The organism is Streptomyces sp. NPDC002809, assembly GCF_040295435.1.
Classification (GTDB): domain Bacteria; phylum Actinomycetota; class Actinomycetes; order Streptomycetales; family Streptomycetaceae; genus Streptomyces.
Window position 1 is genome coordinate 125,123 of record NZ_JBEOVJ010000008.1, and the last position, 24,828, is coordinate 149,950.

The window sequence follows — 24,828 nt, forward strand, 5'->3', positions numbered from 1 at the left end:
TCGCATAGCCTCCTGACCATGACTTCCACCACGCATTCCGCAGCGGCCCCCGACGTATGGCTGCCCTTTCCGGCCGACGAGATCGACGGACTCCCCGAGGGCCTCAACTACCGCTTCTGGGACGGCGGGCAGGACTTCCCCGCCGACCCCGCGCACTGCGCCTTCTACGTCGTCCCCTACATGAAGGGACCGGTGGTGGCGGTCCGTCCGCTCGGCGGCATGGGCGGGGTCCAGGTCGTGCAGACACTCTCCGCGGGCATCGATCATGTGGAGCCCGGCCTCGGACTGCTGCCCGCGGGCGTACGGCTGTGCAACGCCAAGGGGGTCCACGAGGCCTCCACCGCCGAGCTCACCCTCGCGCTGATCCTCGCCTCGCTGCGCGGAATTCCCGGCTTCGTGCACGGCCAGGACAAGGAGGAGTGGCGGTCCGGCTTCTACCCGGCCCTCGCCGACAAGTCCGTGCTGATCGTCGGGTACGGATCGATCGGCTCCGCCATCGAGGACCGGCTCGCGCCCTTCGAGTGCGCGCGGGTGGCACGCGTCGCACGCTCCGCACGGACAACCGCACGCGGGCCCGTACACACACTCGACGATCTGCCCACGCTGTTGCCCGAGGCCGACGTCGTCATTCTCTCCACCCCGCTGAACCCGTCCACACAGGGGCTGGTCGGCGCGGACTTCCTCGCCGCGATGCCGGACGGGGCGCTGCTGGTGAACGTGGCCCGCGGCGGTGTAGTGGACACCTCGGCCCTGTTGTCCGAGCTCGAGTCCGGCCGACTGCGCGCCGCCCTCGATGTCACCGACCCGGAACCGCTCCCTTCCGGCCATCCCCTCTGGCATGCTCCGAACGTCCTCATCACTCCGCATGTCGGCGGCAGCACTTCGGCGTTCCTGCCGCGCGCCAAGCGTCTGCTCGTCGGCCAGCTCAGCCGTTTCGCCGCGGGGGAGCCGGTGCACAACGTCGTGCGCACCACCGGCTGAACACGCTGCGAGCACGTGTGGTACCACTCCGTGCCGACAACACCGCAGGTCGTCACGGAGAGTAGAGGAACTATGTCCCTCTGTGACGGGTCTGGTGTATCGTCCCGAAAGGGGGGCTGCGCCGTGGAGGGCGGCGCAGGGGAGGAAGCCACACGCGAGGGGGCGACGGGCGATGTACGGCCGAGGGGCGAACGATCCGACACGGCAGGGCGGCCGGTGGCTGCCGACGCTGCGTCCGGTGCGCCGGCGCCGCAGCCGTCCGGCGACATCGAGGGCACCCCGGTGAGCGCCCCGGCGAGCACCCGTGGGGCGTTCCTGGCCAGGCGGCCGGTCGCGGACCGGGCGCCCGCGCTGGTCCCGCGGCTTCTCCTCGGCCTCGTCTGCGCGGGATACGCGGTGGGTGCGGCCGTGGGATGGGGCGGGGGCCGACTCGCGGTGTTCATGGGGGACTTCGGCCTGAGCGCGGCCGCGCTGGTCGCCGCCGTCTCGTGCTTCCTCTTCGCGCGCGCCGCGGACAACAGATTCCGGCCCGCCTGGCTGCTGTTCTCGCTCTCCTCCCTGATGGCCGCGGCGGGCAACGGGGTGTGGGGCTGGTACGAGTTCGTGCGTGAGATCCAGGTGCCCAGCCCCTCCTTCGCCGACCTCTTCTTCCTCTGCTTCGCGCCGCCGGCGATCGTCGGACTGCTCGTCCTGGCCAAGCGTCCCGTCACGCGGGCCGGCTGGCTCTGTCTGGTCCTCGACTCCTGGCTGATCGGCGGATCGCTGCTCACGCTCTCCTGGAGCCTCGCCCTCGCCCACACCGCACACGTGGCGGACGTCGAGGGCGCCAGCGTGGCCCGCGCCGCTCTCTCGCTGGCCTATCCGCTGCTCGACATCGTGCTGGTCTCCATGGTGCTCGCACTGCACTTCCGGCGCTCCAGCGCCAACCGCGCCGCGGTGAACACCGCCATCGCCGCGCTGGCCCTCACCGTCCTGTGCGACGCCCTGTTCACCTCGCCGCTGCTGCGCCAGACCTACCGGTCCGGCCAGTTGCTCGACGCCGGCTGGTTCGCCGGATCGCTGCTCCTCGCGTACGCACCCTGGGGCGTCGCCCGGGACGAGGACGACGCCGACAGGCAGCGGGCCGTGCCCCGTACCACCAGTCGCCCCATCTCCGGTTCGCTGGCCGCGCTGACGCCGTATCTCGCGGCGGCGGTCTGCACCCTGGGCATCCTCTACAACGTCATCGAGGGCCGCCGCGTGGACCGCGTCGTGGTGTTCACCGGGTGCACGGTGGTGCTCGCGCTGGTTGTCCGGCAGGGCATCATGCTCGTCGACAACATCGCCCTCACCCAGGAACTGGCGCAGAAGGAGAACCACTTCCGCTCCCTGGTGCAGGGCTCCAGCGACGTCATCATGATCGCCGCCCCGACCGGCATACTCCGCTACGTCAGCCCCGCCGCCGCCGGAGTCTACGGACGCGAGGCGGACGACCTCATCGGCTCCGAGCTCTCCTCGATCATCCACCCCGAGGACCTCGGCGGGGTGGTCCACGAGGTGCGGCGGTTCCTCGCCGCACCGCCCGGCGAGGAGCCTGCCACCCGCATCGAGTGCCGCTTCCGGTCCGGCACCGGTGAATGGCTGAACGTCGAGTCCACCGTCAACCGCCACCAGGGCGGTCTGATCCTCAACAGCCGCGATGTGACCGAACGGGTGCGGCTCCAGGCCCAGTTACAGCACAACGCGGAGCACGACCCGCTCACCGACCTGCCCAACCGGGCGCTCTTCACCGACCGGGTCCGCCGGGTCCTCGGCGGCCGCCGGGCGGGCGACGCGGGCACCGCCGTGCTCTTCATCGACCTGGACGGCTTCAAGGCCGCCAACGACCGGCTCGGCCACCAGGCCGGCGACGAGCTGCTCATCCAGGCCGCCCGCCGACTCCAGGAGTCCGTCCGGGCGGGGGACACCGCGGCCCGCCTCGGCGGGGACGAGTTCGCCGCCCTCATCGTCGGCGACGGCGGAAGTGAGCAGGCCGCCCGCGAGTACCAGGTCCACGAGATCGCCGACCGGCTGCGCCTCACGCTCTCCCAGCCCTACCGCATCGGCGCCGGGGAGGTCCGGGTCACCGCCTCCATCGGGGTCGCCTTCGCCGAGCCCGGAATCACCCCCAACGACCTGATGCGCAACGCCGACCTGGCCATGTACCGCGCCAAGGCCGGCGGCAAGGACCGCGTCGAGCTGTACGCCCCGCAGATGCAGGCCGAGGTGGTGCGCCGCTCCGAGCTGGCGGCCCGGCTGCGCACCGCGCTGCGCGACGGCGAGTTCGCGCTGCTCCACCAGCCCGTCGTCCATCTGGCCAGCGGCACGGTCGCGGCCGTCGCCGCGCAGGCCCGCTGGCGCTCCGCCCAGGGCATCCTCTTCACGCCCGCCGAGTTCCTCCGGGTGGCCGAGGACAGCGACCGCACCGCGGAACTGGGCCGCTGGCTCCTCGAAGAGGCCGTCGAGCAGGCCGCCGACCGGGCCAGGGCCGGCCACCAGGTCTCCGTCGCCGTCCGGCTCTCCGCCCGCAGACTCCTCGACAAGGGGACGCCGTTCGGCTCCGTCGAGGCGCTGCTGACGCGGCACGGGCTGCCGTCCGGGGCCCTGATGATCGAGGTCGCCGACAGCGACCCGCGGGTCTCCTTCGACGAGCTCGAACAGCGACTGGTCGCCCTGCGGCGCCTCGGCGTACGGATCGCGCTGGACGGCTTCGGCAGCGGCTACGCGGCGATCAACGCCCTGCGCAGGCTCCCCATCGACGTGCTGAAGCTGGACCGAGGCCTGGTCGAGGGCGTCGTCGAGTCCGCCCGGCTGCACAAGATCACCAGCGGGCTGCTGCGGATCGCCTGTGACCTCGGCATGCAGTCCGTGGCCGACGGCGTCGACGTACCGGAACAGGTTCTCGCCCTGCGCGCGATGGGATGTACGCACGGCCAGGGCATGGCCTTCTCCGGCCCGCTGGACGAGTACCGGCTGCGCCGCGCCCTGGTCCGCGGCGAGTTCCCGGTGCCCGGCACTCCGCCCGCCCAGCCGGTCCTGGCGGGCGGCTCCGTCCCCCTGCTCACCGGCTCACATGGTGAGACGCCCGTCCCACCCACTTGACACGTCGAGTGCGTCGGAGAGAGGGTCAATGCCATGCGCACCCGAATTCTCGTACTTGGAAAGCGCGTCGGCTGAAGCAGAGTTCCTCGGTGACACTCTGCAGACCGCACCGACGCGCTCCCCTCGCTTGCCTCACGGCACGAGGGGTTTTTTATTGCACCGGCACCACGCAAACCATCGCAAAACACTCGCAAAAACCCTCAGCTTCGAGAAGAGAATGCCGATGACCGAGCAGGCCACCGGGGCCCACCATCCCCAGCCGCGGGCCCGTAACGGCGGATCGTCGTCCGCCACCGTTGAGCACCTCACGGGCGCGCAGTCCCTCATCCGTTCTCTCGAGGAAGTCGGGGCGGACACGGTATTCGGCCTCCCCGGCGGCTGCATCCTGCCGGCGTACGACCCGCTGATGGACTCCACCCGGGTCCGCCACATCCTGGTCCGCCACGAGCAGGGCGCGGGTCACGCGGCCACCGGTTATGCGCAGGCCACCGGCAAGGTCGGCGTCTGCATGGTCACCTCGGGTCCCGGCGCCACCAACCTGGTCACCCCGATCGCCGACGCGGCCATGGACTCCGTGCCCATGGTCGCGATCACCGGCCAGGTGGCCTCGGCCGCCATCGGTACGGATGCCTTCCAGGAAGCCGACATCTGCGGCATCACCATGCCGATCACCAAGCACAACTTCCTGGTCACCCGCGCCGAGGACATCGCGCACACGATCGCGGAGGCCTTCCACATCGCCTCCACCGGCCGTCCGGGCCCCGTCCTCGTCGACATCGCCAAGGACGCCCTCCAGTCGAAGACCACCTTCAGCTGGCCCCCGGCCATGGACCTGCCCGGCTACCGCCCGGTCACCAAGCCGCACGCCAAGCAGATCCGCGAGGCCGCCAAGCTCATCACCCAGGCCAAGCGCCCGGTGCTGTATGTCGGCGGCGGCGTCATGAAGGCCGGGGCCACCGCCGAACTGAAGGTGCTGGCAGAGCTCACCGGAGCGCCCGTCACCACCACCCTGATGGCGCTCGGCTCCTTCCCCGACAGCCACCCGCTGCACGTGGGAATGCCCGGCATGCACGGTTCGGTCACCGCCGTCACCGCGCTGCAGAAGGCCGACCTGATCGTCGCGCTCGGCGCCCGCTTCGACGACCGGGTCACCGGCAAGCTGGACAGCTTCGCCCCGTACGCCAAGATCGTGCACGCGGACATCGACCCGGCGGAGATCGGCAAGAACCGCGCCGCCGACGTGCCGATCGTCGGGGACGCCCGCGAGGTCATCGCCGACCTCGTCCAGGCGGTCCAGGCGGAGCACACCGAGGGCCACACCGGCGACTACAGCGCATGGTGGAAGGACCTCAACCGCTGGCGCGAGACCTACCCGGTCGGCTACGACCTGCCGGAGGACGGCAGCCTCTCGCCGCAGCAGGTCATCCAGCGGATCGGGGAACTCGCCCCCGAGGGCACGATCTTCGCGGCGGGCGTCGGCCAGCACCAGATGTGGGCCTCGCACTTCATCAACTACGAGCAGCCCTCCACCTGGCTGAACTCCGGCGGTGCCGGGACGATGGGATACGCGGTCCCGGCCGCGATGGGCGCCAAGTCCGGCATGCCGGACCGCACGGTCTGGGCGATCGACGGTGACGGCTGCTTCCAGATGACCAACCAGGAGCTCACCACCTGCGCGCTCAACAACATCCCGATCAAGGTCGCCATCATCAACAACGGCGCACTCGGGATGGTCCGCCAGTGGCAGACGCTGTTCTACAACCAGCGCTACTCCAACACCGTGCTGCACACCGGCGCCGACACCGACGGCAACGCGGCGAAGGGCACCCGGGTGCCCGACTTCGTCAAGCTGTCCGAGGCCATGGGCTGCTACGCGATCCGCTGCGAGGACCCGGCCGACCTGGACAAGGTCATCGCCGAGGCCAATTCGATCAACGACCGCCCGGTCGTCATCGACTTCATCGTCCACGAGGACGCCATGGTGTGGCCGATGGTCGCCGCCGGCACCTCGAACGACGAGGTCATGGCAGCCCGTGGCGTCCGCCCCGACTTCGGCGACAACGAAGACGACTGAGAGACAGAGAGAGACCGACTTCCATGTCCACCAAGCACACGCTCTCCGTCCTGGTCGAGAACAAGCCCGGTGTCCTCGCCCGGATCACCGCCCTGTTCTCCCGCCGCGGCTTCAACATCGACTCGCTCGCGGTCGGTACCACCGAACACCCCGACATCTCCCGCATCACCATCGTCGTGAGTGTCGAGGACCTGCCCCTGGAGCAGGTGACCAAGCAGCTCAACAAGCTGGTCAACGTCCTGAAGATCGTCGAACTCGAGCCGTCCGCTGCGATCCAGCGAGAGCTCGTCCTGGTGAAGGTCCGCGCCGACAACGAGACCCGCTCCCAGATCGTCGAGATCGTCCAGCTGTTCCGCGCCAAGACCGTGGACGTCTCCCCGGAGGCCGTCACGATCGAGGCGACCGGAGGCGCCGACAAGCTGGAGGCGATGCTCAAGATGCTGGAGCAGTTCGGCATCAAGGAGCTCGTCCAGTCCGGCACCATCGCCATAGGACGTGGCGCACGCTCGATCACCGACCGGTCGCTGCGCGCCCTCGACCGCACGGCATAAATCATTCCGGGTCAGCCGCGCCGCTCGTATGGCGAGACCCGAAAACGTAACTGACGCACCCCGCCGTACGGTGGGACGCAACACCTGCACACCAAGGAGAAGACCCAGTGGCCGAGCTGTTCTACGACGACGATGCCGACCTGTCCATCATCCAGGGCCGCAAGGTCGCGGTCCTTGGTTACGGCAGCCAGGGCCACGCCCACGCGCTGTCGCTGCGCGACTCGGGTGTCGACGTCCGTGTCGGTCTGCACGAGGGCTCCAAGTCCAAGGCCAAGGCCGAGGAGCAGGGCCTGCGTGTGGTGACCCCGGCCGAGGCGTCCGCCGAGGCCGACGTCATCATGATCCTGGTTCCGGACCCGATCCAGGCCCAGGTCTACGAGGAGTCCGTCAAGGACAACCTCAAGGACGGCGACGCGCTGTTCTTCGGCCACGGCCTGAACATCCGCTTCGGCTTCATCAAGCCCCCGGCCGGTGTCGACGTCTGCATGGTCGCCCCCAAGGGCCCGGGCCACCTGGTCCGCCGCCAGTACGAGGAGGGCCGCGGCGTTCCGTGCATCGTGGCCGTCGAGCAGGACGCCACGGGCAAGGGCCTCGAGCTCGCCCTCTCGTACGCCAAGGGCATCGGCGGCACCCGCGCCGGCGTCATCAAGACGACCTTCACCGAGGAGACCGAGACCGACCTGTTCGGTGAGCAGGCCGTCCTCTGTGGTGGCACCGCCGCTCTGGTGAAGGCCGGTTTCGAGACGCTGACCGAGGCCGGCTACCAGCCGGAGATCGCGTACTTCGAGTGCCTGCACGAGCTGAAGCTCATCGTCGACCTCATGTACGAGGGTGGCCTGGAGAAGATGCGCTGGTCGATCTCGGAGACCGCCGAGTGGGGCGACTACGTCACCGGCCCGCGGATCATCACGGACGCCACCAAGGCCGAGATGAAGAAGGTCCTCACCGAGATCCAGGACGGCACCTTCGCCAACGCCTGGATGGCCGAGTACCACAACGGTCTGCCCAAGTACAACGAGTACAAGAAGGCCGACAGCGACCACCTGCTGGAGACCACCGGCCGTGAGCTGCGCAAGCTCATGAGCTGGGTCAACGACGACGAGGCGTAACACCGATGCCCGAGGGGCGGGTCCCTGACCCGCCCCTCGGGCGTCATCCCTGCTTCACCGCTGGAAGAGGCGGCGCCGTACGTGTGTACAAGTCGTCCAGCCCCGTGTGGGTGATCCTTCCAACGGGGCGCAGATTGCGTCCTCGCGCATGACTACACTTCTCCACACATACACGCGTCAGGCCCACAGTGTCGTGCGTCTTCCACGCGGCAAGCCCCTCCACCGCCTGCGGCCGTCGGGACGGCCGTCCGCACTGGATCTGTGAGGACTCACGTGAGCTCGAAACCTGTCGTACTCATCGCTGAAGAGCTGTCGCCCGCCACGGTGGACGCCCTGGGCCCGGACTTCGAGATCCGGCACTGCAACGGCGCGGACCGCGCCGCGCTGCTTCCCGCGATCGCCGATGTCGACGCCATCCTGGTGCGCTCCGCCACCAAGGTCGACGCGGAGGCCATCGCCGCCGCGAAGAAGCTGCGGGTCGTCGCCCGCGCCGGTGTCGGTCTGGACAACGTCGACGTCTCCTCGGCAACCAAGGCCGGCGTGATGGTCGTGAACGCACCGACCTCCAACATCGTCACCGCCGCCGAGCTCGCCTGCGGTCTGCTGGTCGCCACGGCGCGCAACATCCCCCAGGCCAACACCGCCCTCAAGAACGGCGAGTGGAAGCGCTCCAAGTACACCGGCGTCGAGCTGAGCGAGAAGACCCTCGGTGTCGTCGGCCTCGGCCGCATCGGCGTCCTGGTCGCCCAGCGCATGTCGGCCTTCGGCATGAAGATCGTCGCGTACGACCCCTACGTCCAGCCGGCGCGCGCCGCGCAGATGGGCGTCAAGCTCCTCTCGCTGGACGAGCTGCTGGAGGTTGCCGACTTCATCACCGTGCACCTCCCGAAGACCCCGGAGACGCTCGGCCTGATCGGTGACGAGGCGCTGCACAAGGTGAAGCCCTCGGTGCGCATCGTCAACGCCGCGCGCGGCGGCATCGTCGACGAGGAGGCGCTCGCCTCCGCCCTCAAGGAGGGCCGCGTCGCCGGCGCCGGTCTCGACGTGTACACGAAGGAGCCCTGCACGGACTCCCCGTTGTTCCAGTTCGACCAGGTCGTCTGCACCCCGCACCTCGGCGCCTCCACCGACGAGGCCCAGGAGAAGGCGGGCATCGCGGTCGCCAAGTCCGTCCGTCTCGCGCTGGCCGGTGAGCTCGTGCCGGACGCGGTCAACGTCCAGGGTGGCGTCATCGCCGAGGACGTCCGTCCCGGACTGCCGCTCGCCGAGAAGCTCGGCCGGATCTTCACCGCGCTCGCGGGCGAGGTCGCGGCCCGTCTCGACGTCGAGGTGTACGGCGAGATCACCCAGCACGACGTGAAGGTGCTCGAACTCTCCGCGCTCAAGGGCGTCTTCGAGGACGTCGTCGACGAGACCGTGTCGTACGTCAACGCCCCGCTGTTCGCGCAGGAGCGCGGTGTCGAGGTCCGCCTCACCACCAGCTCCGAGTCGCCCGACCACCGCAACGTGGTCACGGTCCGCGGCACGCTGTCCAGCGGCGAGGAGATCGCGGTCTCCGGCACACTGGCCGGCCCCAAGCACCTTCAGAAGATCGTCGCGATCGGCGAGCACGATGTGGACCTGGCGCTCGCCGACCACATGGTCGTGCTGCGCTACGACGACCGCCCCGGCGTCGTCGGCGCGGTCGGCAAGATCCTCGGCGAGGCCGGTCTGAACATCGCGGGCATGCAGGTCTCCCGGGCCGCCGCCGGCGGCGAGGCGCTGGTCGTCCTCACCGTGGACGACGACGTCCCGGCGTCGGTGCTGACCGAGATCTCCTCCGAGATCGGCGCGGCCTCGGCCCGCTCGGTGAACCTCACCGGCTGATTCCGCACCCGTGTGATCGCTCCCTGATCGGCCGTACCCGGCATGTAGACGTGCGTCTTACACGAACGTCCACATGCCGGGTACGCTGCTGTCATGGGACATCGTGAGGATCTGCTCGAAGGCGCCAAGCGCTGCCTGCTGGAGAAGGGATACGCCCGGACGACGGCGCGCGACATCGTGGCCGCCTCCGGTACGAACCTGGCGTCCATCGGCTACCACTACGGATCCAAGGAGGCCCTGCTCAACCTCGCCTTCATCAAGGTGACGGAGGAGTGGGGCGACATGCTGACCAACGAACCCGAGGGGGCCGCCGACGGTGAGGACGGGTCCCGGGTGCCTCTCGACCAGTTCCGCGAAACCTGGGAACGGGTGATCGGCAGCTACGAGCAGACCCGGTCGGTCTGGCAGCTCCAGATGGAGGTCATCTCCAGGATCGACACCGACCCCGAACTGCAGAAGGCCCTGGCGGGCCCGCAGCGCGAGGGCCGGAACGGGCTCGCGGAGAACATGCTGGGCATCGACCCGGAGACCGATCCCGAGAAGGCCCGGGTGGCCGGACTGTTCTGTCAGGCGCTGCTCGCCGGGGTCATGGTCCAGTGGATGATGGACCGCGACTCGGCGCCGTCGGCGCAGGATCTGACGGACGGGCTGAAGGTGGTCCTGGAGGGCCGGACCGCACCCGGTCAGGATGCCCCGTGAGGACGATCGACAACTGCGTTGACGGGGAAGGAAGTTGATGTACGGCATGGCGCGACTTCAGGGGCCGTGCGGGGACACCGTCCCGCTGCCGACGGGCCGGGCCGCGCGGTGAGCGCCCGGGCCGGAGAGACGTTCGGCATCGCGCGGGCCGTCGCCGACGTCGAGGCCCTGCTGGCCGCGCCGTTGCCGGCCGCCGGACCGACGGTGGCCGAGGGCGAGCCGGGCACGGGGGAGTGGACGATGACCGTGGGCGAGGGCTTCCGGATCGCCCCGCTCTGGGAGAGCGGCTCCCTCGACGAGGCGGACGGCGCCGAGTGGGACGAAGCGGAGGAGGCGGCCGAGGCGCATCTGGCCTCGCTCGTCGAGGAATTGGACGGCCGCTGGGGCGCCCACCGGCAGGTGGCCGTCCACGTCCTGCTTCTCCGGCAGGAGGACGGCAGCGAGACGTCCTCTCTCCCGCGGCAGGACGGAGAAGCGGCACCGCCGCTCTTCGAGGCCCTGCTCGACGAGGACTGCTACGGCGACCTCTCGGTATGGGGGCCGGTGTCCGCGCAGGGGCGCTGGGTGGGGGTGAGCGTCGGCCGGAGCGACGGGGACGCGCCTCTGGTCATGGCCGCCGTCGTCAGCGACCGGCCGATCGTCGCGCCCGCCCCGCCGTCCTGGATGTAGATCCTGTCCGACCCGTTGGTCTGCGGACCTGCTGGTCCGTTGCCCCGCCGACCCGTTGGTCTGCGGATCCGCAGCCCCGTCGGCCCACCGACCGGCAGACCCGCCTCCCCACCGGCCCACCTACCCGCCGACCGGCTGACTCGCAGACCCGCCGACCGGCGTCAGGCCGGCGGCAGTGTCCGGCAGAGCGCTTCCAGCGCCGCGGCGAACGCGTGGTCCGGCGGGGACGCGTACCCCACGACCAGGCCGTCCGGTGCCGGCATCGTCGCAGCGGGATGGCGGAAGGCGTCGAGCCCGTCGACGCCGAGCCCCTGCCAGGCGGCAGCCTTGACGGTGGACTGCTCGCTGCCGGGCGGCAGTCGCAGGACGGCGTGCAGTCCGGCGGCGACGCCGGTGGGCGTGATGTGCGGCGCATGGGCGCCGAGGGCCGCGACGAGCTGGTCGCGACGGCCGCGGTAACGCTGGCGCATCCGGCGGACATGGCGGTCGTAGTGGCCCGATTCGATGAGTTCGGCGAGGGTCAGCTGATCGGGCACGCTCGCCCAGGCCTCACGTTCGCCCTTCGCCGCCAGTACCCGGTCGACCAGGTGTTCCGGCAGCACCATCCAGCCCAGCCGGACCGCCGGTGACAGGCTCTTGCTGACCGAACCGGCATAGAGGACGCGCTCCGGGTCCAGCCCCTGGAGGGCACCCACCGGCTCCCGGTCGTACCGGAACTCCCCGTCGTAGTCGTCCTCCAGGACCAGTCCGCCCCGGCCGCGGGCCCAGTCGACGACGGCCGAACGCCGCTCCGGATGCAGCGGCCCACCGGTGGGGAACTGGTGGGCCGGGGTGAGCAGGACGCCCCGCACGCCCGGCAGTCCGGCCAGCTCGTCGACGCGCGCACCGTCCTCGTCGAGCGTCAGCGGGACCGTGCGCACCGAGGCGGCGTCCAGGATCGACCGGTGGAAGCCGAGCCCGTACGACTCCACGGCCAGCGGGCCGCGCAGGACACCGCCCCCGAACAGCAGCCGCAGCGCATGGGCGAACCCGGAGCAGACCACGATCCGTTCGGGGGTGGTACGGACCCCGCGCGAGCGCCCCAGGTAGTCCGCCAGGGCCCGCCGGAGCTCGATGCGGCCCTGCGGGTCGCCGGGCCCGAAGGCATCGTTCGGTGCGGAGTTCAGGGCACGCCGGGCGGCGCCGAGCCAGGCGGCGCGCGGGAACGAACCGGGGTCCGGCTTGCCCTGGTGCAGGTCGTGGACGGGGCCGGCCGGGCGGTGCGGCGCCTTCTTCGGGACCCGGGCGGGCGCCACGGGCGCGGCGCGCCGGGCGACCCGGGTGCCGGAACCCTGCCGGGCGGTCAGCCAGCCCTCCGCGACCAGTTCGGCGTAGGCGTCGGCGACGGTGTTGCGGGCCAGGCCGAGGTCGGCGGCGAGCGACCGATAGGGCGGCAGCCGGGTGCCGGGGGCCAGCCTCCCCTCCCGTACGGCGTCGCGCAGCGCGCGGATGAGGACGGCCCGGCGACTGCCCGGCCCCGCCAGGTCGAGGAGCAGGTCGCTGCCGATCCGCTCTGCGGAATTGACCCATGAATCCGACATGAAAATGCACCCTACGCGAGGTCTTTGCCGCTCCTAACGTAGAGGACATGACGAACCACGAAGCAGCAGCCGGTGCCATCGACGCTCCCCGCATCAACTTCGCCAAGGCCGCCCCGAAGGCGTTCAAGGCCCTCATCGGCTTCGATGCCGCCGCCCGTCAGGGCCTGGATCCCGCGCTGGTGGAACTGGTGCAGATCCGCTCCTCGCAGCTCAACGGCTGCGCGTACTGCCTGCACATGCACACCACCGACGCCCGCAAGGCGGGGGAGAGCGAGGAGCGGCTGCACATGGTGGCGGTCTGGCGGGAGGCCGCACACTTCTTCACCACCGGGGAACGGGCCGCGCTGGCGCTCACGGAGGCCGTCACCCTGGTCTCCCACGGCGGGGTACCGGCCGACGTCTACGCCCGCGCGGCAGCGGTGTTCGAGGAGGCCGAACTCGCCGGGCTGCTGGCCCTGATCTTCGCCATCAACACCTGGAACCGCATCGCCCTGTCCACCGGCAAGGTGCCCGGCACGGACGAGCGGGCGGCCTGAACCCCCTTGCGCTCGGGGCCGGTCCGCTCATTCCTCGGCAGGCCGGTCGTGCCCGGGCTCCGGCTCCGGCCTCCACTTCGGCCCTTGGCCTCCTGGACCTCCCAGGTACCGGAGACGACCGCCGGGGCCTCGCCGGAGCTTCCGCCGGGCACACAGGCGTGGATGAGTGTGCATTCCGCTCCCTGACCGGCCCTCAGGATTCCGCTCCCTGGCTGCCCCCGAGGATCCTGTGCCGCTCCGGGTTCCTTCGCTGCCGAGCGCCTTCCGGGCCCTGGAAGAACTCAGAGCCGGGACGCCTTCAGCGCCATGTGCAGCAGCAGCCGGTCCTCGCCGTCGTTCAGGTCCAGGCCGGTGAGCTGCTGGACCCGGGAGAGTCGGTAGTAGAGCGTCTGGCGGTGGATGCCCAGCTCTGCGGCCGTCCGGGACGCCTGGCCCGCGCAGTCGAGGAACACCTCGGCGGTGCGGGCGAGGTCCCGGTGGGACGGGGTGAGCAGCGGGCGGACCGCGTGGTCCGGCAAGGTGTCCGGGGCGAGCGCGGTCAGCAGCCGGTACGGGCCGATGGCCGACCACTCGGCGACCGGGCCGAACCGTGTCTCGGCCGCCGCCGCCCGGGCCGCGGCCGAGGCCTCGCGCCAGGCGTCGGCCAGTTCCGCCAGACCGCGGCGGGGCACCGCGATTCCCGCGGTGGCGGCCGTTCCCCCGGTGGTGCGCAGCAGGCGGGCGGCCGTGAGCGCCGGGTCCAGGACGTCGTGCGACCGCAGCCGGACCAGCGCGGCCAGCGCCGGGGCCCCCGTGCCGCCCGGGGAGGGGGCGCCGGACAGCGCCGCCGCCGACGGCACCGTGCGCACCGACGGCGGGTCGTCCGGCCACGGCGTCACGCACACCACGGTGTGCAGCCCCTCGGCGTCCGGGCCGAGCGCCTCGCTGAACGCGGCCACCGCCATGTCGCGCTGCCAGCCGCGCCCCGCCGTGAGGACCGCGCCGAACTCCCGGGACAGATCGGTGCCCGCCCGTGCCTCGTCGGAGAGCAGCGCCCCGATCCTGGCCGTCACGTCCATCGCCGCTTCGAGCTGCTGGTCGGTCGGCCCCGGGTCGGCGTCCAGCAGCCATACGTAACCGAGCACGACACCCCGATGGCGTACCGGCAGGCAGATCCGGTCCCGGTAGACACCGGCCTCCGGGGCGGCCGGGATGCGGACGGGGCCGGTGGCGCGGGTGATGCCGAAGTTCTCGAACCAGGCCCGGACGGCAGGGGTCGAGCGGCGGGTCAGGATCGAACGGGTACGGACCGGGTCCATCGCCGTGTCGTCGTCGCTGTCGTGCGCCCCGAAGGCGACCAGGCCGAAGTCGCGGTTCTCCAGCGTCGCGGGAACGCCGAGCAGCGCGGAGATCTCGTCGACCAGCTCCTGGTAATCGCCCTTCACCCGGCCATTCTCGCACCCCTTCAGACATATGTCTGAGATCCAGGGCACGGATGCGTGACAGCTGTCGATGGCACAGGATCGGAGGGATCCTTAGATTTCACGGTGGTTCTCCGTGCTGTACCGCTTCTGTTCCTTATCGGGCGCTTGTGGCGGTTCGGCCTTCGTTCGTACTTTCCGTGGAGGTGCCCCGTGCTGGGTCCCGTGATTCTCGCCGCGTCACGCAGCGACAAGATGCGCCGTTTCATCTCGGCAGCGCCGGGCACGAAGCAGGTTGTCGACCGGTTCATCGCCGGTGAGTCCGTCGAGCAGGTCGTCCCGATCATCGAGGACGCCGCCGACAAGGGGCTCGAAGTCACGCTCGACGTGGTCGGCGAGGACATCACCACCCCCGAGCAGGCCGCCGACGCGCGCGACGCCTACCTGGAGCTCGTCGGCCGCCTCAAGGACCTCGGTCTGGGCACGAAGGCGGAGATGTCCGTCAAGCTCTCCATGTTCGGACAGGCGCTGGAGAACGGCCACGAGCTGGCCCTCGCCAACGTCCGCCCGGTCGTCGAGGCCGCGGCGGCGATCGGCACCACGGTCACCCTGGACGCCGAGGACCACACCACCCTCGACTCGATGTTCGCCATCCACGAGGAGCTGCGGAAGGACCACCCGCAGACCGGATGTGTCATCCAGGCCTACCTGTTCCGCACCGAGGACGACGCCCGACGGCTGGCCGACGCCGGCAGCCGCGTGCGCATCGTGAAGGGCGCCTACAAGGAGCCCGCCTCCGTCGCGTACCAGGACAAGGCCGAGATCGACAAGGCGTACGTCCGCATCCTGAAGACCCTGATGGAGGGCGAGGGCTACCCGATGATCGGGTCCCACGACCCGCGTCTGATCGCCATCGCCCAGGAACTGGGCCGCAAGGCCGGGCGCAAGCTCGACGAGTACGAGTTCCAGATGCTGTACGGCATCCGCAGCGACGAGCACATCCGGCTCGCGGCCGAGGGCCACCGCATGCGTGTCTACACCGCGTACGGCACCGACTGGTACGGCTACTTCATGCGCCGCCTCGCGGAGAAGCCGGCCAACCTGCTGTTCTTCGGCCGCTCCATCCTCACCAAGGGCTGAGCCCCCTCCACCCCTCTACTGAAGGAGCAACGGAAACCATGGACGCTGTCACCCAGGTCCCCGCGCCGGTCAACGAGCCGGTCCACTCCTACGCCCCGGGCTCCCCGGAGCGCGCCCGCCTCGAGGTGAAGCTCAAGGAGCTCAGCCAGAACCCCATCGACCTGCCGATGACCATCGGCGGGGAGAAGCGGATGGGTGGCGGCGAGCGCTTCGACGTCGTCCAGCCGCACAACCACAAGGCCGTCATCGGCACGTTCGCCGGCGCCACCGAGCAGGACGCGCAGGACGCGATCGACGCGGCCCTCGCCGCAGCCCCGGCCTGGCGCGCGATGGCCTTCGACGACCGCGCCGCCATCATCCTGCGCGCCGCCGAGCTGCTCTCCGGCCCCTGGCGCGAGACGCTGGCCGCCTCCACGATGCTCGGCCAGGGCAAGACCGCCCAGCAGGCCGAGATCGACTGCCCCTGCGAGCTCGTCGACTTCTGGCGCTTCAACGTGCACTACGCGCGCCAGATCCTGGCCGAGCAGCCCCCGGCGAACTCCGCGGGTGTGTGGAACCGCATGGACCACCGCCCGCTGGAGGGCTTCGTCTACGCGATCACGCCGTTCAACTTCTCGGCCATCGCGGCCAACCTGCCCACCGCCCCGGCCCTCATGGGCAACGTGGTGGTCTGGAAGCCGTCCCCGACGCAGACCCACGCCGCCGTGCTGCTGATGCAGCTCCTGGAGGAGGCCGGTCTGCCCAAGGGCGTCATCAACCTGGTGACCGGCGACGGCATCGCCGTCTCCGAGGTGGCCCTGAACCACCGCGACCTGGCCGGTATCCACTTCACCGGATCGACCCCCACCTTCCAGCACCTGTGGAAGACGGTCGGCAACAACATCGCCAACTACCGCACCTACCCGCGCCTCGTCGGCGAGACCGGCGGCAAGGACTTCGTCGTCGCCCACCCGTCGGCCGACCACGCCGTCCTGAAGACCGCGCTGACCCGCGGCTCCTTCGAGTACCAGGGCCAGAAGTGCTCGGCGTCCTCGCGCGCCTACGTCCCGGCCTCCATCTGGAACTCCGGTTTCAAGGAGAAGTTCGCGGCCGAGGTCGACTCCATCACCATGGGCGACGTCACCGACCTGTCGCACTTCATGGGCGCCGTCATCGACGACCGCTCGTTCGCGAAGAACAAGGCCGCCATCGACCGCGCCGCGGCCGACCCGGCGTGCACGATCATCGCGGGCGGCACGTACGACGACTCGGTGGGCTACTTCGTCCGCCCGACCGTCATCGAGTGCAGCGACCCGGAGAACGAGGTCTTCACGACCGAGTACTTCGGCCCGATCCTCGCGGTCCACGTCTACGAGGACGACAAGTTCGACGAGATGCTGGAGCAGATGGAGTCGGTCTCCGACTACGCCCTGACCGGTGCCGTCATCGCGAACGACCGCGCCGCGGCCGCGTACACGATGGAGAAGCTGCGGTACGCCGCGGGCAACTTCTACATCAACGACAAGTCGACCGGCGCCGTCGTCGGCCAGCAGCCCTTCGGCGGCGGCCGTGCCTCGGGTACGAACGACAAGGCGGGCGCCCCGCAGAACCTCCAGCGCTGGACCCTGACCCGGGCCATCAAGGAGACGCTGGTCCCGCCGACCGACTACACCTACCCCCACCAGGGCTGAGCGGGTGGCGGGCGGCCGCTGACCGGGCGGCCACGCACTGGCACGCACCGGACCACGTCCGTGATCCGGTCCGGGGTCACCCGCCAACCGCCGCCCCCTCGGGGTGCCGCCCTCCCGGCACCCCGCCACGAACTCCGCCTCCCGACCGGTTCCCCTGCCGGCCGGGAGGCGGTTTCCATTTCGGGTGCGGCGCGCGGAGGGCGCTGTCACAGTGGGCGCCATGTGTCCGTACCCGCTCCACCCGTACGTCGGTCCTGCGGACATCCTCGCCGCGGTGCAACGGGACAGCCGGGGACGGCCCTTCGATCCCTCGGCGGTCCGGGAAGGCGAGGTGTACACCTTCGTCGTCACGCTGGACGGCGTTCTGCGACTGGCACCGCGGCGCAGCGAGCACGTGGCATGCGCCGGGGGAGCGCCGGTCCTGGGTGCGGGAGAGGTCACGCCGGTGCGCGCGGGCGGCCGCTGGGTGGCGGAGGAGATCACCAACCAGTCGACCGGGTACTGTCCGGACGCCGAGACGTCCTGGCCCGCGGTCGCCGCCGCCCTCGAAGCAGCCGCTGTCGTCCACGGCGGCGGTTTCACGTCCGTGTTCACGTTCCGCCGGTGCGACGGGTGCGGCGCGCTCAACGTCGTACGGGAGCAGTACTACGTCTGCGCGATGTGCGACCTGGACCTGCCGAGGCGGCCGGCCGCTCAGCCCCACCCGTGCACGATCAGCGACAGCCCCGCCGCGAACCCGCCGCCCAGCAGCACCAGGTAGCGGCCGTACTGGCGGCGGTGGCGGCGCATCAGGAGGCCGAAGCCGGCGAAGGCGAGGCCCACCGTCAGGGTGCGTGAGCCGCGGGCCGCCGCCGACGCGGTGAGCCAGTCGAGCGTCGGGACGCCGGCGTGGCCCGCCCCGGCGCCGTACACCTTGAACGGGATGCCGTTCCACGGCTGGTGGCGCACCGCGGACGCGCCCTCCAGAGCCAGCTCGTGCCGGACCTCCGCCCGCATCCGGTCCGTCGTCAGCGGCGCGGGCAGGTTGATACCGGCCGAGGCCAGGTGCAGCGCCAGCAGACCGCCCGCCAGGCTGCCGGCCAGCGCGCCCAGGGACATCTTCAGCGCCGCGCGCGGCACCGCCACGCAGACCGCGCCCAGCAGCAGCTCCGGCATCAGCGGCCAGCTCAGCGCCTCCGCGAACGCCCAGCAGAACGCCAGCGGCACACCCCAGCGCGAGGTGACGACCGCCGCGACCCGGCGCCGGGTCGCGGAGTCCCTCAGCGGCTCGGCGACCGCACGCGTATGCAGCGCCACCACCGCGTCGCGGGCCTCCTCCGGGGAGACGGCCGACGGCAGCGGCTCACCGATCGTCACCCGGACCAGCGCCGAACGCAGCCGCCCGTGCTTGGGCAGCAGCCGGTCCGTGCCCGCGATCCCCACCGGCACGACCGGCACCCCCGCCTCCTCGGCCAGGACCAGCGCGCCCCGGTGGAAGGTGCCCAGCGAGCCGTCCTTCGCCCGGGTTCCCTCGGGGAACAGCACGACCGCCCGGCCCGCCCGCAGCTCACCCGCCATCGTGAGCAGGTCCTCCATCCCACCGCCGCCCCGCCGAACCGGGAAGCCGGCCGCCAGCCTGCGGCAGATCCGCCGCCGCCACGGCGAGGCGAACCAGTAGTCGGCCGCCGCCCCGATCGCCGGGCTGTGCCGGGCGTCCAACGCCGCGAGGAGCGCCGCGGTGTCCGCGTGCGAGGAGTGGTTGGCGACCACCACACAGCCGCCGCGCGGCAGCCGGCCGCGCCGCTCCACCCCACCGGTGAGGCTCAGCACGCCCCACCACAGTCCGCGCCGCAGCGCTGCGGCGACACGGGAGCGGCGCGGGAGCACTGCTCGGGCAGGCGTGCTCAGGAGCGTACTCATCACGTCATCACCGTCGCCAGGAGAAGGGCCACCAACAGGGAGTCGATCCGGTCGAGCAGGCCGCCGAAGCCGGGCAGCCAGCTGCCCGCGTCCTTGACCCCTGACTCCCGCTTGACCATGGACTCGATCAGGTCACCGAGGACACAGCCGCCGATCACCGCCGCCCACAGGGGGAGGCTGAACTCGCCGAGCACCATCAGGAGTACGGCCGTTGCGACGGCCGCGCCCAGCACCCCCGCCCAGGTCTTGTTGGGCGAGAGCGGCGACAGCGGCCGGGCGAGCGGGCCGCGCCGGCCCAGCGCCGTACCGCCGCACCAGGCGCCCACATCGCCGAGCGCCACCGCGAGGCCCACCGCGACGCCCGTCTCGCCGAGCGTCACCAGGCCCGTCAGCGCGACGGGGATCCACAGCAGCCCGAACGCGGTCCGGGCGGTCCGGGTGAAGCCCGTCCGGTCGTCCCCGGCCAGCACCGACGGGAGCGCGGCCGCTACCAGCAGCAGCGCCGCCGCGCGCAGGTCCAGGAGGCGCGGTGCCAGCCAGGCCAGTGCCGGGAGGACGACGGCGGCCGCCCCCAGGACCACATGGTCGCCGCGCCGCAGCCCCGCCATCCGGACGAACTCGCTCGCAGCGATCACCCCGAGCCCCGCGGCCAGCGCGTACGTACCGCCGCCGCCCAGGAAGTACGCCCCCAGGAAGACCGGTGCGACCAGTGCCCAGGTCCGCCACCGCCTGCGCAGTTCGGCCCGCATCCGCACCTTCGAGGGGAGGACCGCGACGGCGACCCCGCCCGCCCCCAGCACACCCGCGACCAGCGGCACCGCCCGCGCGGCCGCCTCCTCGGCGATCAGTACGGCGCTCATGCCAGCTCCCTCCACAGCCCGGCCAGCCGGAGCACCGCCGTGAGCAGCGAACCGGCGGCGATCACGATCAGTACCGGTACGGCCCAGCCGCTCGCCGCTGCGACCACGACCAGCAGGCAGCGCTCGGTCTTGCCGACCGGGCCGCCGTTGCGCCGTGGCGCACCGGCCGCGGCGCCGGCCAGTGACACCCAGGACGGCAGCGTCGCCGCGAGTGCGGCGACCGCCACCAGCCAGAGCGGGGCGAGCGCCAGGAAACCGGCCAGCACGACCAGGTCCGCGACCCGGTCACCGAGCTCGTTGAGCACCGCACCGCGCCGGGTCGTGCGGCCCGTGTCGCGGGCCAGCGCCCCGTCCAGGTTGGCGAAGGCGAGCCGGGCCGCGAGCAGTACGGCGACGGGCAGGGCGGCGAGGCCGGTGGGCAGCCAGGCCAGTGCGGCTGCGCCGCCGGCCGCGGCGACGACGCCGGCGGCGGTGAGGGTGTCGGGCGACACCTCACGACGGACCAGCGAGGCGCGGACACCGGAGAGCCGGTTCGCGTACCAGGGCTTGAGAGCGTAGAGGCCGTTCATGGGTGCAACTGTCGTGCGTCGCACGTTCCTTCGACACGGGCCGGGTACTCAAATGGCGGCTGAGTACCCGGGAGGTACGGCACGGGGGACAGTCGTCAGGCACCCGTGCGGATCAGCATCTTGCCGGTGTTCTCGCCGCGCAGCATTCCCAGGAAGCCGTCCACGGTCCGCTCGAAGCCGTCGACCACGGTGACGTCCGGGGAGATCCGGCCGCTCTGCAGATGCGGTACGAGCAGATCCTCCAACTCGCCCTGCACATCGGTGTAGTTGCGGACCAGTACGCCTTCGAGGCGCAGGCTCTTCCCCACCACGTCGAAGAGGTTGCGCGGAGCGGCCGGCGGCCGGTCCGCGGAGTGGTACTGGGCGATCGCGCCGACCCAGGCGATCCGGCCGTGCTCGCGCAGCGCGGAGATCGCACCCTCCAGATGGTCCCCGCCCACGTTGTCGACGACGGCGTCGATCCCGTCCGGTGCCGCCTTCGCCAGCAGCTCGCCGACCGGCCCGTCGTGGTAGTCGAAGGCCGCGTCGAAGCCGAGTTCCCCAGTGAGCCGGGCGGCCTTCGCGGCCGAACCCGCACTGCCGACGATCCGTCCGGCGCCGAGGAGCCGGGCGATCCGCCCCACCGCGGTGCCGACCCCGCCCGCGGCGGCCGAGACGAACAGGTCCTGGCCGGCCCGGAACTCCAGCGTGCGGGTGAGCGCCACATACGCGGTCAGGCCCGTGCCGCCGAGGACCGACAGATGGGCGGTCAGCGGCACGCCCTCGTGGGAGGGGAGCCTGCGGGTGCCGGATACGCCCGCCGCGACCAGGGCGTGGGTACGCCAGCCCTGCCGGTGGAAGACAAGGTCGCCCTCGGCGAGACCGGGGTCGTGGGAGGCGACGACCCGGCCGATCGCGCGGCCTTCCAGAGGGACGTTCAGCTCCCAGCCGGCGTCCATCTCCCCACGGTGGTACGGGTCGACGGAGAGGTAGAGGTTCTCGACCAGGGCCTCGCCCGGGCCGGGAGCCGGGAGAGGGGCCTCGACCAGGGAGAAGAGGCCGGCGGTGGGGAACCCCGTGGGGCGGGCGGTCAGCTGGAAGGTAAGGGCCGTGCGTGTCGTCGTCATGGCAGTGACGCTAGGAAGGAATCGAACGGCCCGGCAGGGGGTTCCGTCGATGGAAAGGCCGTTTCCATGAGCGGCGTTCATGGATCATTCATGGAAACGAGGGGGCCACACCATGACCGATCTGAGCCCGCACGAGCTGCGGATCATCGTCGCGGTCGAGAGCGCCGGCAGTTTCTCCGGAGCCGCTGCCGCGCTGGGCATGACGCAGTCCGCCGTCTCCCATGCGATCCGGACCAGCGAGAACAGAATCGGGGCGGTGCTCTTCGACCGCGGCCGGAAGGGTGCGAGGCCCACCCCGGCAGGCACGAGTGCCGTCGCGCACGCCCGCCGCGTCCTGCGGCTGCTGGAGCTGATGGGCTCCGAGGCGCGCGCCGCGGCGGCCGGCCCTGGGGGAGGCGACGTACCGGCCGGCCCGCTGCGGATCGCAGCCTTCCGCAGCGCCGCACTGTATTTGCTGCCACCTGCCCTGGAACGGCTCAGGGCCCGCCACCCGGGGATCGAGCCGAGGGTGCGGGTGGTCCGGGAAATGGGACGGGGCACGGCGGGCGAGGTGCTGGACGGGCGCGCCGATCTGGGGATCGCGACGATCGGCGCGAGTTCCCCCGTGCCGAAGGAGTTGATCGGAGGGGTGCTGCGGGAGGAGGAGTACGCGCTGGTGCACCCGGCCGGTCATCCGGCGCCGCGGACGCTCCCCCTGCTCGACTGGGCGGAGAGCTGCACCTCGTACACCCGCGACTGGTGGGCCGCCCAGGACTGGATCCCGCGCGCCACGATGGAGGCGGAGGACGACGGAGCGGTGCTCTCGATGGTGTCCCGTGGTCTCGGCATGGCGATCATGCCGGAGCTGTCACTCGAAGGAGCACCGGACTCGGTCGCGATCACCGCTCTGGGGCCGGAGCGCCCGACGCGTTCCGTGGGCTATGTCACCACCCCTGAGCTGGCACGATCGCTCGCCGTCCGGGCGCTCATCCGGGAGCTGAGAGTGAGTGGGGAGTGAGCGCGCGTAAACCTCCGTCTCAGATAGTAGGAAGTCCGAGTAATTGTGGAGACAGACCGGCGCGGCTGCCCTAGCTTTGTAGAAGCCGAACGTCTCGCTAGATCAAGCGACTGGCGGTCGTGAGCGCGCGCCCCGAAGCAGGCAACCCCTGCGGCGCCTGCTCCCCGCCCCTTCCGGCACCTCGAAATCCCTGATCTCGACATCACGTTCAAGATTTTTCGATCTCGAAATCCTCGCGATCTCAAGGAGTCGATCCACCATGGCCGAGACCACTGTCCGCCGCGTCCGCCACACCCACCGCCCGACCGAGTCGGAGCGGCAGAATGCCGCCGCCGCCCTGCAGCGTGCCCTCGACCGCAGGGACAACGGCGGCTCCACCGGCCACTGACCCGGGCTGCCGCCCGGGCCCGGCCGTGCTCAGCCCCGGCTGATCTCGAAGTGGTCGATGCGCTCGCCGGACTCGGCGAGCGCGGTGACCTTCATCCGCGCGTTCCTCCCGGGCTCCACCTCCACCGCGAGGAACGAGAACCCGGTGTAGCGAACCCGCGACCACTCCACGGTCTCGACGGCCTTACCGCCGCCCTTGGCCACGTGGTACGTGTCCACGCTCTCCAGGTCGGTGACGTGACCCTCGTAACTGTCGGGCGCCGGGAAGTTGTACAGCGCCTTGCCCGCGCCGCCCGCGGTGACGTACACGATGCCGTCCCGCGTCGGGTCGGTGCGCTCGCCGATCGGTACCTTGCGCTGGACCGCGTTCTTCAGGATCGCGTCCGTGCGCTCGTAGACGTGGTTGTGTCCGTTGATGACCAGGTCCACCTGGTGCTTCTCGAAGAGCGGTACCCAGGCCTCGCGCACCCCGCCGTCGGAGGCGTGCGCGTTGGTCGTGGAGAAGGCGCAGTGGTGGAAGAAGACCACCAGGAAGTCGATGTCGTCGCGGGCTCGCAGCTCGCCCAGGCGCCGGTCCAGCCAGCGCGTCTGCTTGCCGCCGCTGATGCCGAAGTTGGCGGGGATCTCGTACGACACGTCATTGGCGTCGAGCGCGATCACGCCGACGTTGCCGTGCACGAAGGAGTACGCCCCGGGCTGGTTCACCGGGTCCGGGCCGTTGGCCGGCAGGGTCCAGCGGGCGTTCTGGCCGCCGTATCCGTCGGGCGAGTACCAGGCCTCCATGTCGTGGTTGCCGGTCGTCACCATCCACGGCACCGTCTTGGACACCGTCTCGGTCTGCGCCAGGAACTGGTCCCAGGTGCGCGCGTCGTAGGTGTCGCTGCTCTGGCCGGAGCCCGACGGGTCGGCGTAGCAGATGTCGCCCGCGTGCAGGTGGAAGGCGGGGTTCTGGCCCAGGATCAGCTGGTCGTTTCCGAGCGCGTGGTAGCTGACGCCCTGGTCGCCGAAGGCGGTGAAGGTGAAGGTCCCGGCGCGCGAGGGCGCGGTGGTGAAGGTGCCGAGCGTGCCCAGGTTGCGGGTGTCCGCCGGGTCGAAGCCGTCGTGGCCGACGCCGTAGTAGTACGTCGTGCCGGGCTTGAGGTGCTCCAGGGCCGCGTGCACGTAGTACTGCTCGGCGGCGGCGATCTTGCCGTCGTTCAGCAGCGGCGTGGTCAGGTGGCGCACCTCGGCGTCGGTCTTCCGGCTGAGCGCCCACGGCTCGAGGCCGATCCGGATGTACGGGCGGCGAACGGCGAACGGGACCTGCCAGGAGACCGCCATCTGCGTCTTCGGGTCGGCGCCGTAGGCCAGGTGCCGGCCGAACGGCGCGACCAGCGAACCGTCCACCCGGGTGGTGCTGTGCGAGGTGAGCACCGTCGGCGCGGCGTACGCGGGCGAGGCGGTCAGCGAGGTGCCGAGCCCGGCACCGGCGGCGACGGCCGCGGTCGCCACGCTCGTACGCAGCACACCGCGTCGCGTCAGCCGGGTGCGCAGGTAGTCGTGCTGCTCGGCCATGCTCATGCGGTCGGCGAGCTTCTCGGGGATGCCGAAACGGGGGATGTCCATGGGCGACAAC

21 protein-coding genes are annotated in these 24,828 nt (G+C 71.2%); 14 read left to right on the forward strand and 7 right to left on the reverse strand.

Annotated elements, in window-relative coordinates; genetic code table 11:
- The first annotated feature begins 18 nt into the window (after positions 1-18).
- The 8 genes from ABT025_RS07970 to ABT025_RS08005 all read left to right on the forward strand — a co-directional run bounded on the left by ABT025_RS07970 (position 19) and on the right by ABT025_RS08005 (position 11,069).
- Positions 19-981 (forward strand): 2-hydroxyacid dehydrogenase, encoded by a 963-nt coding sequence (locus ABT025_RS07970; protein ID WP_350991095.1) that lies wholly within the window; start codon positions 19-21, stop codon positions 979-981.
- Positions 982-1,296: 315 nt separating this feature from the next.
- Positions 1,297-4,101 (forward strand): putative bifunctional diguanylate cyclase/phosphodiesterase, encoded by a 2,805-nt coding sequence (locus tag ABT025_RS07975; RefSeq protein WP_350991182.1) that lies wholly within the window; start codon positions 1,297-1,299, stop codon positions 4,099-4,101.
- A 217-nt stretch (positions 4,102-4,318) separates the two neighbouring features.
- Entirely contained in the window at positions 4,319-6,175 is a 1,857-nt protein-coding gene (locus ABT025_RS07980) for an acetolactate synthase large subunit (RefSeq protein ID WP_350991097.1), read from the forward strand.
- 23 nt (positions 6,176-6,198) lie between these two features.
- On the forward strand, positions 6,199-6,726 hold the full coding sequence (gene ilvN / locus ABT025_RS07985; RefSeq protein ID WP_350991098.1) for an acetolactate synthase small subunit: 528 nt from the start codon (positions 6,199-6,201) through the stop codon (positions 6,724-6,726).
- 107 nt (positions 6,727-6,833) lie between these two features.
- Entirely contained in the window at positions 6,834-7,835 is a 1,002-nt protein-coding gene (gene ilvC, locus ABT025_RS07990; RefSeq protein ID WP_350991100.1) for a ketol-acid reductoisomerase, read from the forward strand.
- A gap of 273 nt (positions 7,836-8,108) precedes the next feature.
- Entirely contained in the window at positions 8,109-9,701 is a 1,593-nt protein-coding gene (gene serA, locus ABT025_RS07995; protein ID WP_350991102.1) for a phosphoglycerate dehydrogenase, read from the forward strand.
- Between the two features lie 93 nt (positions 9,702-9,794).
- The gene (locus ABT025_RS08000; protein ID WP_350991104.1) at positions 9,795-10,400 is read left to right on the forward strand and encodes a TetR/AcrR family transcriptional regulator; all 606 of its coding nucleotides are present in this window, start codon (positions 9,795-9,797) and stop codon (positions 10,398-10,400) included.
- A gap of 108 nt (positions 10,401-10,508) precedes the next feature.
- The gene (locus ABT025_RS08005) at positions 10,509-11,069 is read left to right on the forward strand and encodes a hypothetical protein (RefSeq protein WP_350991184.1); all 561 of its coding nucleotides are present in this window, start codon (positions 10,509-10,511) and stop codon (positions 11,067-11,069) included.
- 161 nt (positions 11,070-11,230) lie between these two features.
- Here the strand turns inward: ABT025_RS08005 and pdxR are convergent, their stop codons facing one another.
- Positions 11,231-12,649: a MocR-like pyridoxine biosynthesis transcription factor PdxR gene (gene pdxR / locus ABT025_RS08010; RefSeq protein WP_350991106.1), complete on the reverse strand. Its 1,419-nt coding sequence runs from the start codon at positions 12,647-12,649 to the stop codon at positions 11,231-11,233.
- 47 nt (positions 12,650-12,696) lie between these two features.
- Between pdxR and ABT025_RS08015 the strand changes: the two genes are divergently transcribed.
- Positions 12,697-13,185 carry a carboxymuconolactone decarboxylase family protein gene (locus ABT025_RS08015; protein WP_350991108.1) on the forward strand — a complete coding sequence of 163 codons (489 nt, stop codon included), beginning with the start codon at positions 12,697-12,699 and terminating at the stop codon, positions 13,183-13,185.
- Positions 13,186-13,466: 281 nt separating this feature from the next.
- On the opposite strand, the gene ABT025_RS08020 is transcribed toward ABT025_RS08015, so the two are convergent.
- Positions 13,467-14,609: a PucR family transcriptional regulator gene (locus ABT025_RS08020; RefSeq protein ID WP_350991110.1), complete on the reverse strand. Its 1,143-nt coding sequence runs from the start codon at positions 14,607-14,609 to the stop codon at positions 13,467-13,469.
- 189 nt (positions 14,610-14,798) lie between these two features.
- Here ABT025_RS08020 and ABT025_RS08025 point away from each other — a divergent pair, with 189 nt between their 5' ends.
- From ABT025_RS08025 to ABT025_RS08035, 3 genes are all read left to right on the forward strand, one after another.
- Positions 14,799-15,725 (forward strand): proline dehydrogenase family protein, encoded by a 927-nt coding sequence (locus ABT025_RS08025; RefSeq protein WP_350991112.1) that lies wholly within the window; start codon positions 14,799-14,801, stop codon positions 15,723-15,725.
- Between the two features lie 38 nt (positions 15,726-15,763).
- Positions 15,764-17,395, forward strand: coding sequence for an L-glutamate gamma-semialdehyde dehydrogenase (pruA, locus tag ABT025_RS08030; RefSeq protein ID WP_350991114.1), 1,632 nt, complete (start codon positions 15,764-15,766; stop codon positions 17,393-17,395).
- Positions 17,396-17,615: 220 nt separating this feature from the next.
- Complete coding sequence (locus tag ABT025_RS08035; protein WP_350991116.1) at positions 17,616-18,155, forward strand: hypothetical protein; 540 nt, start codon at positions 17,616-17,618, stop codon at positions 18,153-18,155.
- On the opposite strand, the gene ABT025_RS08040 is transcribed toward ABT025_RS08035, so the two are convergent.
- The 4 genes from ABT025_RS08040 to ABT025_RS08055 all read right to left on the reverse strand — a co-directional run bounded on the left by ABT025_RS08040 (position 18,089) and on the right by ABT025_RS08055 (position 21,829).
- Positions 18,089-19,294 (reverse strand): lysophospholipid acyltransferase family protein, encoded by a 1,206-nt coding sequence (locus ABT025_RS08040; RefSeq protein ID WP_350991118.1) that lies wholly within the window; start codon positions 19,292-19,294, stop codon positions 18,089-18,091. The two genes, ABT025_RS08035 and ABT025_RS08040, sit on opposite strands and share 67 nt — an antisense overlap.
- Positions 19,294-20,154, reverse strand: a complete 861-nt coding sequence (locus tag ABT025_RS08045; protein ID WP_350991120.1) for a phosphatidate cytidylyltransferase — start codon at positions 20,152-20,154, stop codon at positions 19,294-19,296. Before ABT025_RS08045 ends, ABT025_RS08040 begins: the two co-directional genes overlap by 1 nt.
- Positions 20,151-20,723 carry a CDP-alcohol phosphatidyltransferase family protein gene (locus ABT025_RS08050; protein ID WP_350991122.1) on the reverse strand — a complete coding sequence of 191 codons (573 nt, stop codon included), beginning with the start codon at positions 20,721-20,723 and terminating at the stop codon, positions 20,151-20,153. The genes ABT025_RS08045 and ABT025_RS08050 overlap by 4 nt, the downstream gene beginning before the upstream one ends.
- A 95-nt stretch (positions 20,724-20,818) precedes the next feature.
- On the reverse strand, positions 20,819-21,829 hold the full coding sequence (locus ABT025_RS08055) for an NADP-dependent oxidoreductase (RefSeq protein WP_350991124.1): 1,011 nt from the start codon (positions 21,827-21,829) through the stop codon (positions 20,819-20,821).
- A gap of 112 nt (positions 21,830-21,941) precedes the next feature.
- On the opposite strand from ABT025_RS08055, the gene ABT025_RS08060 reads away from it, so the two are divergent.
- Positions 21,942-22,826, forward strand: coding sequence for a LysR family transcriptional regulator (locus ABT025_RS08060; RefSeq protein WP_350991126.1), 885 nt, complete (start codon positions 21,942-21,944; stop codon positions 22,824-22,826).
- A 259-nt stretch (positions 22,827-23,085) separates the two neighbouring features.
- Complete coding sequence (locus ABT025_RS08065; RefSeq protein WP_093772350.1) at positions 23,086-23,214, forward strand: hypothetical protein; 129 nt, start codon at positions 23,086-23,088, stop codon at positions 23,212-23,214.
- 29 nt (positions 23,215-23,243) lie between these two features.
- On the opposite strand, the gene ABT025_RS08070 is transcribed toward ABT025_RS08065, so the two are convergent.
- Entirely contained in the window at positions 23,244-24,818 is a 1,575-nt protein-coding gene (locus ABT025_RS08070) for a purple acid phosphatase family protein (protein WP_350991135.1), read from the reverse strand.
- Positions 24,819-24,828 lie beyond the last annotated feature (10 nt).